Source organism: Mesorhizobium sp. M0184 (assembly GCF_040322215.1).
Lineage (GTDB): Bacteria > Pseudomonadota > Alphaproteobacteria > Rhizobiales > Rhizobiaceae > Mesorhizobium.
This window is the reverse complement of the sequence record NZ_JAMYSZ010000008.1, coordinates 26,728-40,570: the sequence shown is the minus strand read 5'-3', so window position 1 is coordinate 40,570 and position 13,843 is coordinate 26,728. Positions and strand designations below refer to the sequence as shown.

The window sequence follows — 13,843 nt, the reverse complement described above, 5'->3', positions numbered from 1 at the left end:
GACTCGCGTATGACCGATCACGTCATCAGAACTCTCACCGACCCGTCCCTGCTGATCGCACTGCTGGTCGGCATCGCGGTGTTTGCGACCGTCTTCACGCTGCTGCCCGCTTTTGGCGGGAACCAGCTCAAGGCGCGCATGAAATCCGTAGCGCTGGAGCGCGATGAGCTGCGCGCCAAGCAGCGCGCGCGGCTGGCAGTCGAAGCCGACCGCCGCCGCAAGGGCCTGCGCGAAGAACAGTCGGTCGGCATGCGCAATATTGTCGATCGCCTGGATCTCAGGCGTGCGCTGGCGGATGAAGGTACCTTGCAGAAATTGAAAGTGGCGGGTTTTCGCGGGCAAAATCCGCTGACGCGCTTCCTTTTCTTCCGTCTCGTCCTGCCCTTCATCGGCTTTGCATTGGCGGCGATGTATCTGTTCGTGCTCGGCGGATTGCCCGAGCAGCCGCTTTTCGTGAAGCTGTTCGTGTGCATCGTGGTAGCCTATGCGGGATTCTACGCGCCGGTGCTCTACGTCAACAACCGCGCTACCAAGCGCAAGCAATCGATTCAGATGGCGTGGCCGGACGCGCTCGACCTGTTGCTGATATGCGTCGAGTCCGGCATGTCGGTGGAAGCGGCGCTTCGCAAGGTCGCCGATGAGATCGGCGCGCAATCGGTGGCATTGGCGGAAGAATTCATCCTGACAAACGCCGAGCTTTCCTATCTGCAGGAGCGCAAGCAGGCCTACGAGAACCTTGCAAGCCGAACTGGCCTGGAATCCGTCAGGTCGGTGTCCCAGGCGTTGGTTCAGGCCGAGCGCTACGGCACGCCCGTGGCGCATGCGTTGCGGGTGCTTGCCAGTGAGAGCCGCGACATGCGCATGAATGCCGCCGAGAAGAAGGCGGCCGCGCTGCCGCCGAAGCTCACCGTGCCGATGATCCTGTTCTTCCTGCCGGTGCTGTTCGCCATCATTCTGGGTCCCGCCGGCATTCAGGTGAGCCAGCGCGGCATCTTTGGCGACCAGCCGAAATCCAGCAGCGAGTAGCGCCAGCGGCGTTGCCAGAAACGCTGATACGATTCAGAGCCACGCTGCCGGTGCAGCACGGCTCTTTGCGTTAGACATGTTGCGGAATTCGCGCGCCGGTTCGGCGCTCGAAGCGGTCAGTTGGTGGCGGGCTTTGCCTTGTCTTGGTCCTTGAGCTGGCTCCAGGCATTCTGCTGCGCCAGCATCTGGCGAAGGTAAGCGACGTTAGCCTGCGCCTGATCCGGCGACAGCTCTTGCGAGGCGATCTTCTCGGCCTCGTCGAAACGGCCTTGCAGACCGACGACCAGCGCAAGGTTCTGGCGGACGCGGCTATCTGCATTCGGCTGCTGGGCGGCTGAGCGCATATAGGTTTCGGCCGTGCGCAAATCACCTTCCAGCACGTACGACATGCCGAGATTGGAAAGGATCGACGGTTCGTTCGGCCTGAGATCCAACGCCTTGCGATAGCCTTGGCGCGCCTCGTCCTTTTGGCCGAGCTGGTCGAGAATGGCAGCTTCCGCCGACACCAGTTTCCAATCAGGATATTCAGGGGTCTGCGCGCGGCGCACGGCATCGAGAGCCGGTTCGAACTGTCCGTTGGCGGCAAGCGCCTTGCCATAGGCGGCGAGCACGTCGCGGTCCTTCGGCAGGGCGATCGCCAGCTTGCGCATCACCGCAAGCGATTGGTCTGCGTCGCCGTCCATCTGCAGCGCCGCGGCATAATTTGTCGCGATCCGCTTGTCGCTGGGGTTTTTCGAATAGGACTGGCCAAGCGCCATCGTAGCGTTGTGCAGTTCGCCCGCCGACATTGTTTCCAGCGGCTTGCCGCTTGGACGAGAAATCGAGCCAGTCGTCAATTTGCTGGTTCCGCAGCCGGCGACGCCTGCGGCAAGCGCCATCATCAACGCCGTGCTGATCAGCCTATTTGCGCTGGCGTTCATCCTGCGGTTGGTCGGCATCGGCACCAGGGCTCCGTTCATGCGCGTGACCATTTGCGAGGTCATCTTTCCTCCCGCAGAAATATTCTGTTAACCCTAACGGAGAGTTAAGAAACGCCGACTCGGAAGCCGGAGGCCAGCGAATGCCTGTCGAACTCGTCGAGAAAGAATTGAGCAATGCGCTGCCGGTCCATCTGGTGGCGAAGGATGCTCTGGCGGCGGCGGGCCTTGCGCCATCGTCGGTCGCCTGGGCCAAGGCCAACGGCTTTTCCGGCGAGGCCGGCAGGACGCTGATCGTGCCTGGCGACAACGGCGCGATTGCCGGAGCCCTGTTCGGCACCGGTGATGGCGAGGGCGCACTGGCCATCGGCGCACTAGCGAGAGCCTTGCCCGAAGGCGAGTGGCATTTTGCGTCCGCACCGGCCAAGCCGGAGCTTACGGCACTCGCCGTGGCGCTCGGCGGCTATGTCTTCACCCGCTACGGCAAGAAGCCAGGCAAGACGCTTCGCCTCGCGCTGCCGGCAGGCACCGACGCCGCCCGCATCCGCCGCCTCGCCGATGGCATTTTCCTGGCGCGCGATCTGGTTAACACGCCGACCAGCGATATGGGCCCCGATCAGCTGGAAAAAGCCGCCCGGACCTTGGCCGCGACGCACAAGGCCGAAATATCGGTGACCAAAGGCGACGATCTTCTTACCGCCAACTTTCCGATGATCCACGCCGTCGGTCGGGCTTCTGCCGACGCGCCACGCCTGATCGACATGATTTGGGGGCCGAACAATGCCCCCAAGATAACGCTGGTCGGCAAGGGCGTCTGCTTCGATACAGGCGGTCTCGACATCAAGCCGTCCTCGGGCATGCTTTTGATGAAGAAGGACATGGGTGGCGCTGCCAACGTGCTGGGTCTCGCTTCCATGATCATGGCCACCGGGTTGAAGGTTCGGCTGCGCGTGCTCATCCCCGCTGTCGAGAATTCGATAGCCGGCAACGCCTTCCGGCCAGGCGACGTGCTGGTGAGCCGCAAGGGCATCACCGTCGAAATCGGCAACACCGACGCCGAAGGACGGCTGGTGCTCGCCGATGCCCTGGCCTTGGCCGATGACGAAGAGCCGCAGATGCTGGTCGATATGGCAACGCTGACAGGCGCTGCCCGTGTTGCGCTCGGTCCCGACCTGCCGCCGTTCTATACCGGTGACGAGACGCTTGCATCCGAGCTGGCGGACGCCTCCGTTGCGGTCGAGGATCCGCTATGGCGGATGCCGTTGTGGAAGCCCTATGACGCCAAGCTGGCGTCGAAGGTGGCCAACATCAACAACGTCACGTCGGACGGTTTCGCCGGCTCGATCACCGCGGCGCTTTTCCTGAAGCGCTTCGTGGAAAAGACCGCCGGCTGGGCGCATGTCGACATCTTCGCCTGGAACCCGTCCGACCGTCCGCACGGCCTTGCCGGTGGCGAAGCGCAAGGCATCCGGGCGCTGGAGCAGGTCATTTCGAACCGCTACGGCTGATTCTAGGACATAGCCGACGAAGGTATTGACTGAAACGGAACCGAAACAATTTTCCGACATGCTGGACGGATGTCGATTATCATGCGTCCAAGCCAGGCCTTGCGACTATGGCAACAGGTGGTGTTATCCGAGGTGCGTGACGACGCGCCCGATCTCACTATGCGCCAGACGGCGATCCTGTTCACCATCTATCTCGATCCGCCGCCACACACGGTGCGGGGGTTAGCCGCCCGCCTCAACGTCACCAAGCCGGTGATCACCCGTGCGCTCGATACGATGGGGGCGCTGAAACTGGTGTCGCGCCACCGCGACGAGCTCGACAAGCGCAACGTGCTGGTCAGGCGTACAGTCGAAGGCGCGCTCTTTGTCGAGCGCTTTGGCGATGTTATCATTGCCAGAGCCCAAGAGTTGCCCATTTGAACGAGTTGCCGATTTGACCGCCAGGGATGCCCGCCTCCATGCCTTCCGCTCCGATCTCGCCGACGCCAGGCTGAAAGGCGAGGTTTCCGCCGACCGTTTCGTCGCCGGCCGGCCGGCTCGCATATCAGCCTCCGTGGCCGATGTCCGCAAGGCTCCGCGCCCGGATGCCGGCGTCGATACCCAGCTTCTGTTCGGCGAAGACGTCCTCGTCTTCGAGGACGTTGAGGGCTGGGCCTGGATACAGGCCGAGCGCGACGGCTATGTCGGCTATGTCGCCGACACTGTGCTGGGCGGTCGGGACCATGCACCCACGCATGTTGTCTCGGTGCCGCGTACTTTCCTCTATCCGGGACCGGATTTGCGGTTCCCGGTGGGCGGGGAGCTCTCGATGGGGTCATTGGTGGCGGTGACGGGCTCAGCGGAAACGCGGGGCACGCATTATGCTCTGCTGCCGTCCGGCCAGGCGGTCATCTCGGGTCATCTCAGGCCGGTCGCCGAGGTTCACCCCGACTACGTCGCGGTCGCCGAGGCGTTTCTCGGCACGCCCTATCTGTGGGGCGGCGTCTCCGGATTCGGCATCGATTGTTCCGGTCTCGTGCAACTTGCAATGCACATGGCTGGCAGGCAAGTGCTGCGCGACACCGACATGCAGGCGGCGACCGTCGGCGAGCCGCTCGAACCCGGGCCGGATTTTGCCGGTTTGCGGCGCGGCGACCTGGTCTTCTGGAAAGGCCACGTCGCGATCATGACGGACCCGGAGACCATGGTCCACGCCAACGGCCACACCATGCTGGTGTCGCGTGAAGGACTGAGGGAGGCGGTCGCCCGTATCGGCTATCTCTATGGCGGACCGACCGGGTTTCGCCGGCCGTAACGCGAATCGATCACCTTTTGTTCTGATTCTGCTTGGCGATTGCGCGCCGCCGCGCTACGTCTGGCGCGTGACAGAGCAGCCGCGCCTTGCCGAACAGAATGCCGCCGTCGTCCTGCCCGAGCCATTTGTCAAATGGTTTGCGGAAAAGGGCTGGTCGCCGCGCGCCCACCAGATCGATTTGCTGGCCAAAGCCCAGGGTGGGCGGTCGGTATTGCTGATCGCCCCGACCGGCGCCGGCAAGACGCTGGCCGGGTTCTTGCCATCGCTGACCGAACTGGCCGGCCGACCGAGGAGAAGGCCGGGGCAGGCGCATGGAGGCATCCACACACTCTACATCTCGCCGCTGAAGGCGCTGGCCGTCGACATCGAGCGCAATCTCGGCAAACCCGTCGCAGAAATCGGGCTGCCGGTCACCGTCGAGACGCGCACCGGCGACACGCCCGCACACAAGCGCCAGCGGCAGAAGCTGGCGCCGCCCGACATTCTCCTGACCACGCCCGAGCAATTGGCGCTGCTGATTGCCGCGCCCGATGCCAGGCGCTTCTTCGAGGACCTGCGCTATGTCGTGCTCGACGAATTGCATTCGCTGGTGACCTCGAAGCGCGGGCATCTCCTGTCGCTCGGGCTGGCCCGGCTGCGCTCGTTTATGCCCGCCCTGCAGACGATAGGCCTGTCGGCGACGGTCGCCGAGCCTGACGAATTGCGGCGCTGGCTGGTCAGCCAGAATCCACCGGGGCCGATGGCCGAACTGATCGTCGTCACTGGCGGCGCCAAGCCCGACATCTCCATTCTCGATTCGGAGGAGCGCGTGCCGTGGGCGGGACATTCGGCCCGCTACGCAACGCCGGAAATCTACAACGAGATCAAGCGCCACAAGACAACCCTGCTGTTCGTCAACACGCGCAGCCAGGCGGAGTTGCTGTTCCAGGAGTTGTGGCGGGTCAACGAGGAGACCTTGCCGATCGCGCTGCATCACGGCTCCCTCGACGTCGCGCAGCGCCGGCGTGTCGAAAAGGCAATGGGCGAGAACGCCCTGCGCGCCATCGTCGCCACGTCGACGCTCGACCTCGGCATCGACTGGGGCGATGTCGACCTGGTCGTCCATGTCGGCGCGCCGAAAGGTGCCAGCCGGCTGGCGCAGCGCATCGGCCGCGCCAACCACCGTATGGACGAGCCGTCCAAGGCGATCCTGATACCGGCCAACCGCTTCGAGGTGCTGGAATGCAGGGCGGCGCTCGACGCCAATTATCTCGGTGCCCAGGATACGCCGCCGCTGGTCGATGGCGGGCTCGACGTCCTGGCGCAGCACGTGCTGGGCTGTGCCTGCGGTGCGCCGTTCCATGCCGATGCGCTGTTTGAGGAAGTGCGGACGGCAGCACCCTATGCCGATCTCGATCGCCCGACATTCGATCGCGTCATCGATTTCGTCGCCACTGGCGGCTATGCGCTAAAGAACTACGAGCGCTATGCCCGCATCCGGTTGAACAAGGACGGACTGTGGCGGGTCTCAAATCCTCGCGTCGCCCAGCAATACCGGCTCAACGTCGGCACCATCATCGAAGTGCCGGCGCTCAACGTCCGCTACGTCCAGGCCGGCAGCAGAGGCGCGGCTTCGCGTGGCGGCCGGGTTCTGGGCAAGATCGAGGAGGCGTTCCTCGAAACGCTGACGCATGGCGACACCTTCATGTTCGCCGGCAAGGTGCTGCGCTTCGAAGGTATCCGCGAGAATGAGTGCTTTGTCTCGAATGCACCCGGCAGCGACGCCAAGGTGCCGTATTACGGTGGTGGCAAATTCCCGCTTTCGACGTACCTGGCCGAACAGGTCCGCGCCATGCTGGACGATCCGCAGCGCTGGAAGAAGCTGCCGGAGCAGGTCGCGGACTGGCTACGCTTCCAGGCCGACAAGTCGGTGCTGCCGAAACGCGACGATCTGCTGATCGAGACCTTTCCGCGCGGCAACCGCTACTATCTGGTGGCCTATCCGTTCGAGGGCAGGCTGGCGCACCAGACGCTCGGCATGCTGCTCACCCGCCGCCTCGACAGGGCGGGAGCCAAGCCGCTCGGCTTCGTCGCCACCGACTATGCGCTTGCCATATGGTCGCTGGCCGATATGGGCCATATGTTCAGGGCGAAGAAACCGTCGCTGGCTGCGCTATTCGATCAGGACATGCTGGGCGACGACCTCGAAGCCTGGCTCGCCGGCAGTTGGTTGTTGAAGCGCACCTTTCGCAATTGCGCGCTGATCTCGGGATTGATCGAGAAACGCCACCCGGGGCAGGAGAAGAGCGGCCGCCAGGTAACCGTGTCGACGGATCTCATCTACGACGTGCTGCGCAGCCACGAGCCCGACCATATCCTTTTGCAGGCGACGCGTGCCGATGCCGCGACCGGTCTCTTGGATGTCAGCAGACTTGCCGAGATGCTCTCGCGCGTCCAAGGTCGAATCATGCATAAGAACCTCGAGCAGATATCGCCGCTCGCCGTGCCGATCATGCTCGAGATCGGCAAAATGCCGGTGCACGGCGAGGCCGATGACACGCTGCTGATGGATGCAGCCACACTGGTCGAGGAGGCCATGGGGACGAAATGACTGTCGCGCTCGCCATGGCTGCGCCTCTGGCGGATGCGCGCGCTGTCCGTATCGCCGGCGAACGCGCGATCTGCGACCGTCGCGGCGTGCTCTATTTTCCCGAATTCCGGCTTCTGACCGTATCCGACCTGCATCTGGAAAAAGGCTCATCACTGGCCAGGCGCGGCACGCTGGTCCCACCTTACGACACCGGTGCGACGTTGCTCCGGCTGCAGGCGGTGATCGCCGATTATCAGCCTGCGATCGTTATCAGTCTGGGCGACAGTTTTCACGATGGCGGCGGCGCCGCACGTATGCACGCGAGCTTTCGCCAAAGGCTGGAAGGGCTGATGGTCGGGCGCGACTGGTTCTGGGTCGCCGGCAATCATGATCCTGAAGCGCCGGCCGACCTGCCAGGCGAGACCGTGCGCGAGCTGGCCATAGGCTCGCTACTCTTCCGGCACGAGCCTTCGGCGGTGAGAGTGGAAGGCGAGATATCAGGCCACCTGCATCCTTGCGCCCGCATCGTGCAGCAAGGCCGTTCGGTGCGGCGTCGTTGCTTTGCCGGCGATGGCGGCCGCATGATCATGCCGGCTTTCGGCGCCTATACCGGCTCGCTCAACGTGCTCGATCGCGCCTATGCCGGGCTGTTCCGCCGCGAAACGCTGATGGCCTATATGCTTGGCACAGAGCGCATTTTCGCGATTTCCCACGCGATGCTCAGGCCGGGCTGAACCTACCTGCCGTAGTACAAAGTGACCGTGTGCTTGGCCTCGGCGAAGAACAGCCAGCGCTCGACCAGCATTCCGGCGAGTTGGGCGATTGCGGCGAGTATCGACAGTGCTGCCGCATAGGGCCACGGCAAGGCGAACGCCGCGACCAGCAGCAACGCGGGCAAAGCAAAGGCCAGCACCTGCGTGATCTGGCGGAGTTTAGCGCTGTGCTTGCGCGCAATGCGAAAACCCATCTCCTTGAGCAGATAGTTTTCCTCGGTATGCGGCCATTCCAGCGACCGCACCGTGCCGCCGAAAAGCCCGGTTGCGGTGTTGGCATTGGTCGGGATCTCCAGCCTGTTATTGTATCGCCAGGTCGCCAGCTTCAAACCCCAGCCGAGCGCGGTCAGCAACAGGGCAGCCGCCAGAAACATATTCGAGCCTGCGGCAAATCCCTGCAGCAGGGCGTTGAGCAGTACGCTGCCGGTCATCGCCGAAAAGACCAGGTAGGCGGGCAGGGTGAAGCGGCTGTGCCACTGGGCAATCGGCTTCAACGACGCGTAGATCATGCCGGTGGTGCAGACGGTTGCGACCGCGCCGATGGCAGCGAGCAGCCCGGCGACAGCCGCCCAGCCGCTCGTACGGCCGAGGACCACCCAGCCAATACCGAACAGTCCCGCCGGCACGAAGGTGGCGACCGAGGCAACGCCTTCGCGCGACAGCCATGAGCTGCGCCATTGCGAAAAGGCGCGCCAGGCGCGTTCGGGCCGACCGAGATGGCCGGCCGACGACAGCAGGCCTGCCGAGATCAGGCCGAGCGACAGCCCCATGCCGGTGAGGCCAAGCCAGAAATCGGGCGGGATAAAGCCCTGTCCGGCGAGCACGCCAAGCAGCGCGAGCAGGCCGTAACCGGCGCCCGTGGCGGTGGTGAAAAAGACGACGGAGAAGGCTGGATGCATGAAGGCACGGGTCAGTTCGAAAGCATGCGGTCGACCCAGCCGAGGAAGCCGCCTTCGGCCCGCACCGCTTCAAGCGCTGGCGCCGGCACCGATGCGGCGCGGGTGGTGTGGGCACGTGGCGGCAGATATTTGTTGGTCGGCTTATAGCCCATTTCCGGCATCAGATCGACACCGCCGCGCTCGGCCACCAGTTGCGAGATAGCGGATGCCGGATCGCCCAGATCGCCAAAATGCCGCGCGCTGGTCGGGCAAGCAGCGACGCAGGCCGGCACGCGATCTTCTTCCGCCAGATTGTCGTTGTAGATGCGGTCGACGCACAACGTGCATTTCTTCATCACGCCGACATTGGTGTCGAATTCGCGCGCTCCGTAGGGACAGGCCCAGCTGCACAGTTTGCAGCCGATGCATTTGTCCTCGTCGACCAGCACGATGCCATCCGACGCCCGCTTGTAGGAGGCGCCGGTCGGGCAGACCGTGACGCAGGCCGGCGTCTCGCAGTGCAGGCAGGAGCGTGGGAAATTGACCGTGCGCCCACCCATCTCGGTCATGTGCTCATAACTGTGCACGTGGTTGAACCAGACGCCGTCGACATTGCCGCCATAGGGGTCGATGTCGGTTAGCGGCGCCATGTGGCCGCCGGTGTTCCATTCTTTGCAGGCGGTAACGCAGGCCTGGCAGCCGACGCAGGTGTCGAGATCGATGACAAGGCCGAGCTTCTTGTCGGTATGGGCGGGAAGGCAAGTCATTTGGCAGCTTCTCTTTCCCGACGGAATTCGGCGCCGAAACTAAGCTTATCGGGCGGGGGCTCAAAATGCGGTGGCTGTCGGAACCGCTCGAACTGCGGTTCGGTGAAGCCTGCTTCCTCGTCTGCGCATTTGACGATGCGCACGCGCAGGTCGAACCATGCCGCCTGGCCGGTGACAGGATCGGAATTCGAATAGTGTTTGCCATTCGCATCGGCAGAGGTCTGGTCGCCGATGATGTGGTTGAGCAGGAAGCCGCGATTGGATTCGGCCGCGTCATCCTTCAGCCCCCAGCTGCCGCGACGCTTGCCGATCGCATTCCAGGTCCACACCGTATTGGCGTTGACGCCGTCGACCAGCTTGATCTGTCCTTTGACCTTGCCGTTGATGCTCTCGATCCACACCCAGTCGTCATCGGCAAGCCCGAGGCTGGCGGCGGTCCGATTGTGCACGAACAGCCGGTTCTGGCTGGTGATCTGCCTTAGCCACGCATTCTGCCCGCCCCAGGAATGGTACATGTGCATCGGCCGCTGCGTCAGCGCGTGCAGCGGATAGGCTTGGCTGTCGACCGCAGCCTCTTCGAAGGGCGCGTACCAGAACGGCAGCGGATCCATATAGGTCTCGATACGGCTGCGCTCCGCCTCCGGCGGCAGCACCCCGCCATGGCCGCGCGCCGCAAGGCGAAAGCGCTGCATCGGCTCCGAATAGAGTTGGAAGACGATCGGCTCGGCCTTCGGCATGAAGCCCATGCTCTCAGCGAATTCGAGATACGAGCGGTTGGCCATCTTGTAGTAGCGCTGATCGGCGGCGAAGTCCTGGTGCCAGAAGCCGCCATTATCTATGTAGCGTTGCAACTGGTCGGGATTGACCTCGCCCTTGCCGACCGAGGCCCCGTCCTTGCCGCGCCAGCCGGCGAGCGGACCGACACCTGGCGTGCGCTCGTGATTGACGATGTAGTCGGCATAGTCGCGGTATTTGGCGGAGCCGTCGTCGTCAACGAAGCCGGGCAGGCTGAGCCGCGCGCCGAGTTCGATCAGCACCGTCTGGAACGGCCTGACGTCGCGGTCCGGCTCGACGACGGGATGGCGGATCGCGTCGCCCGGCCCGTCGGCATGGCTGATCGGCCGGTCGAGCAGACTGATACAGTCATGACGCTCGAGATAGGTCGTGTCCGGCAGCACCAGATCGGCAAAAGGTACGGTCTCGGAATAATAAGCGTCGGAATAGATGATGAACGGAATCTTGTACTCGCCCGACGCATCGATATCGGTCAGCATCGCCATCGTCTCGACCGTATTCATCGACGAGTTCCAGGCCATGTTGGACATGTACATGAACAGAGTGTCGATCTTGTAGGGATCGCCCGCCCAGGCGTTACGAATGACCGTGTGCATGAGCCCATGGGCGGCCAGCGGCGCGTCCCAGGAGTATGCCTTGTCGATACGAACAGGCTTGCCGCCTTCATCGATCAGCAGGTCCTCCGGTCCGCAGACGAAGCCGAGCGGCATGCCTTCGAGCGGTGTCATCGGCTTCACATTCTTGCCGGCGGGCTTTGGAGCCGGCGGCGCGGGCCGCGGATAAGGCGGTTTGAAGCGGAAGCCGCCCGGCGCGTCCACCGTGCCGAGAAGCACCTGAAGCAGATGAATGGTGCGGCAAGTGTGAAATCCGTTCGAATGGGCCGAGATGCCGCGCATCGCATGCATCGACACCGGCCGACCCTTGATGGTCTCGTGCCGGCGGCCGGCCCAGTCCGTCCAGGCCACCGGCAATTCGATTTGCTGTTCGAAGGCGACATGGGCGAGTTCTGCGGCAATGCGTCGGATGGTGTCGGCGGAGATGCCGCACCGGTCAGCGACGGCGTCCGGTGAATAGCTCTCGTCCAGATAACGGTCGGCGACGAGTTGGAAGACTGGCACGCAGCGGCGGCCGTCGACGAGAACGCTGCCGGTCAATGCGGGCTTCGCGTCGGCATCGCTGGCATTGACAGGCATCTTCGCCACCCTGTCCCAAGCCAGCGGATTGCCGTCGCCATTGCGCATGAACAGCCCGTCATCGACAGCTCCAGGCTCCTGAACGACCAGGATGTGGGCATTGGTGTAGCGCAAGAGGTACTCGAGATCGATGCGGCCAGCCTTCAGCAATTCGTGGATGAGGGCGAACACGAACAGGCCGTCGGTGCCGGGCCGGATGCCGATCCAGTCGTCGGCAATCGCGTTGTAGCCGGTGCGGCAGGGATTGATTGAAACCACCTTGGCGCCGCGCGCTTTGAGCTTGCCGAGGCCGATCTTGATCGGATTGGAATCATGGTCTTCGGCAACCCCGAACAGCATGAAATACTTGGTGTTGTCCCAGTCGGGCTCGCCGAACTCCCAGAACGAGCCGCCAATCGTGTAGAGGCCGCCGGCTGCCATGTTCACCGAGCAGAAACCGCCATGGGCCGCGAAGTTCGGCGTGCCGAACTGGCTCGCCCACCAACCGGTCAGCGATTGCGACTGGTCGCGGCCGGTGAAGAAGGCGAGTTTCTTCGGATCGGTCTGGCGGATGTTGGAAAGCCGTTCTGTCGCGATCGACAAAGCTTCCTCCCACTCGATCTCGCGGAACTCGCCCGAGCCGCGCAGTCCGGTGCGCAGCAATGGTTTCGTCAGCCGCGCCGGGCTGTAATGCTGCATGATGCCGGCGCTGCCTTTGCCGCACAGCACGCCGCGATTGACCGGATGATCCTTGTTGCCGTTGATATACCGAACCTTGCCGTCTTTGATATGGACGTCGATGCCGCAGCGGCAGGCGCACATATAGCAGGTGGTCTTGGCGATGCTGTCGGAGACATCAGGCGAAGTATCGACGCCGTCGCCTTCAGCGGGGGCGCGCGTATCGGCAAGCGGCCGTTGTGATGGTGCCGAATTGGCTCCGCGCAGCAGGTTGTTGGTCATGATCCGGTGATGCTCTTGCGCTCCGCGAACTTGGCTCTCGTCTTCGGGCCAGGGCCGCGCATGTAATGCTCTTCCGGCCGATAGCGTTCACCCAAGAGCCGCCGCCGCAGGCTGCGGGTCCAGTGCGCAAACACCGATTTGAACCGCCCCACCAATTCTACCCTCGACTGCTCTGGCGCGACTTTTTTCCAATTTCGGGCCAAAATTTAGAACAAAGCAACCGATCCGTCTAACAACTTGCTCTTGTAATTCTAATCGGAGTTGCTTCTTAATTGCTGGCATGACTCTGGACCAATTGCGGATCTTCGTCGCCGTCGCCGAACGGGCGCACATGACCAAAGCGGCCGAGTTGCTGGGCATCTCACAGTCGGCCGCATCCGCCGCGATCCGCTCGCTCGAACAGCAGCATGGCGTCCAGTTGTTCAACCGAGTGGGCCGCAATATCGAGCTCGCCGAGACCGGACGCCGATTCTTGCCCGAGGCCAAGGCGGTCCTCGAGCGGACTGCGGCCGCCCACAATGTGCTGGAGCATGTCTCGCAGACGATATCAGGCAGTCTCTCGATCGCTGCCAGCCAGACCATCGCCAGTTACTGGCTGCCGCGCCGGCTCGCCTCTTTCCACGAAGCCTATCCTGCCGTCAGGCTGAGCGTGAGCATTGGCAACACCAGGCAGGTAGAGACCAATGTACTTGATGGCGCAGCCGATTTTGGCCTGGTCGAGGGGCGCACCGAATCCGACATTTTGCGGCGTGCCAAGGTCGATATCGATCGCATGATGCTGGTCGTGGCGCGCTCGCACCCTGAGATCGCAGAAGTTTCGCCTGGACATCCCGACCTTGGCGGGCTTCGCTGGATCATTCGCGAAGGCGGGTCGGGCACGCGCGAGGCGCTGGAGGACCTTGCCCGACGCGACGGGATTTCGTTCGCGGACCTGCAGATATTCCTGGTATTGCCGAGCAATGAGGCTATTCGCCAGGCGGTCGAGGCCGGCGCCGGCGCCAGCATCATTTCGGAACTCGTCGTCGCGCGCGCGGTCGCCGAAGGCAGTCTGCGTTCCGTGCCGATCGATCTGCCGAAGCGCGAATTTGCCATGATCACGCATCGCGACCGGCAGCCAAGCCTGGCCCAGATGGCGCTCAAGGCGCATCTTGGCGGCAAAGCTGAGAGATCCGCGCCGCTTTAAG

The 13,843-nt window shown here is 63.4% G+C and carries 11 protein-coding genes; 7 read left to right on the top strand and 4 right to left on the bottom strand.

Annotated elements, in window-relative coordinates; all coding sequences use genetic code 11:
* The first annotated feature begins 9 nt into the window (after positions 1-9).
* Positions 10-1,026 carry a type II secretion system F family protein gene (locus NKJ23_RS12175; RefSeq protein ID WP_023676936.1) on the top strand — a complete coding sequence of 339 codons (1,017 nt, stop codon included), beginning with the start codon at positions 10-12 and terminating at the stop codon, positions 1,024-1,026.
* Between the two features lie 116 nt (positions 1,027-1,142).
* On the opposite strand, the gene NKJ23_RS12170 is transcribed toward NKJ23_RS12175, so the two are convergent.
* On the bottom strand, positions 1,143-1,964 hold the full coding sequence (locus NKJ23_RS12170; protein ID WP_352448681.1) for a tetratricopeptide repeat protein: 822 nt from the start codon (positions 1,962-1,964) through the stop codon (positions 1,143-1,145).
* Between the two features lie 122 nt (positions 1,965-2,086).
* Between NKJ23_RS12170 and NKJ23_RS12165 the strand changes: the two genes are divergently transcribed.
* From NKJ23_RS12165 to pdeM, 5 genes are all read left to right on the top strand, one after another.
* Entirely contained in the window at positions 2,087-3,451 is a 1,365-nt protein-coding gene (locus NKJ23_RS12165; protein ID WP_352680468.1) for a leucyl aminopeptidase family protein, read from the top strand.
* A gap of 69 nt (positions 3,452-3,520) precedes the next feature.
* Positions 3,521-3,871, top strand: coding sequence for a MarR family winged helix-turn-helix transcriptional regulator (locus tag NKJ23_RS12160; RefSeq protein ID WP_023676939.1), 351 nt, complete (start codon positions 3,521-3,523; stop codon positions 3,869-3,871).
* A gap of 13 nt (positions 3,872-3,884) precedes the next feature.
* Positions 3,885-4,745 (top strand): C40 family peptidase, encoded by an 861-nt coding sequence (locus tag NKJ23_RS12155; protein ID WP_352680467.1) that lies wholly within the window; start codon positions 3,885-3,887, stop codon positions 4,743-4,745.
* A 67-nt stretch (positions 4,746-4,812) separates the two neighbouring features.
* Positions 4,813-7,335 (top strand): ligase-associated DNA damage response DEXH box helicase, encoded by a 2,523-nt coding sequence (locus NKJ23_RS12150; protein WP_352680466.1) that lies wholly within the window; start codon positions 4,813-4,815, stop codon positions 7,333-7,335.
* Positions 7,332-8,048, top strand: a complete 717-nt coding sequence (gene pdeM, locus NKJ23_RS12145; protein WP_352680465.1) for a ligase-associated DNA damage response endonuclease PdeM — start codon at positions 7,332-7,334, stop codon at positions 8,046-8,048. Before NKJ23_RS12150 ends, pdeM begins: the two co-directional genes overlap by 4 nt.
* Positions 8,049-8,050: 2 nt before the next feature.
* Here the strand turns inward: pdeM and NKJ23_RS12140 are convergent, their stop codons facing one another.
* The 3 genes from NKJ23_RS12140 to NKJ23_RS12130 are packed head-to-tail and all read right to left on the bottom strand — an operon-like array spanning position 8,051 to position 12,659.
* Positions 8,051-8,986 (bottom strand): dimethyl sulfoxide reductase anchor subunit family protein, encoded by a 936-nt coding sequence (locus tag NKJ23_RS12140; protein ID WP_352680464.1) that lies wholly within the window; start codon positions 8,984-8,986, stop codon positions 8,051-8,053.
* 11 nt (positions 8,987-8,997) lie between these two features.
* Positions 8,998-9,732 carry a 4Fe-4S dicluster domain-containing protein gene (locus NKJ23_RS12135; protein ID WP_352680463.1) on the bottom strand — a complete coding sequence of 245 codons (735 nt, stop codon included), beginning with the start codon at positions 9,730-9,732 and terminating at the stop codon, positions 8,998-9,000.
* On the bottom strand, positions 9,729-12,659 hold the full coding sequence (locus tag NKJ23_RS12130; RefSeq protein WP_352680462.1) for a molybdopterin oxidoreductase family protein: 2,931 nt from the start codon (positions 12,657-12,659) through the stop codon (positions 9,729-9,731). The genes NKJ23_RS12135 and NKJ23_RS12130 overlap by 4 nt, the downstream gene beginning before the upstream one ends.
* A 280-nt stretch (positions 12,660-12,939) precedes the next feature.
* Between NKJ23_RS12130 and NKJ23_RS12125 the strand changes: the two genes are divergently transcribed.
* The gene (locus NKJ23_RS12125; RefSeq protein WP_352455139.1) at positions 12,940-13,842 is read left to right on the top strand and encodes a LysR substrate-binding domain-containing protein; all 903 of its coding nucleotides are present in this window, start codon (positions 12,940-12,942) and stop codon (positions 13,840-13,842) included.
* Position 13,843 lies beyond the last annotated feature (1 nt).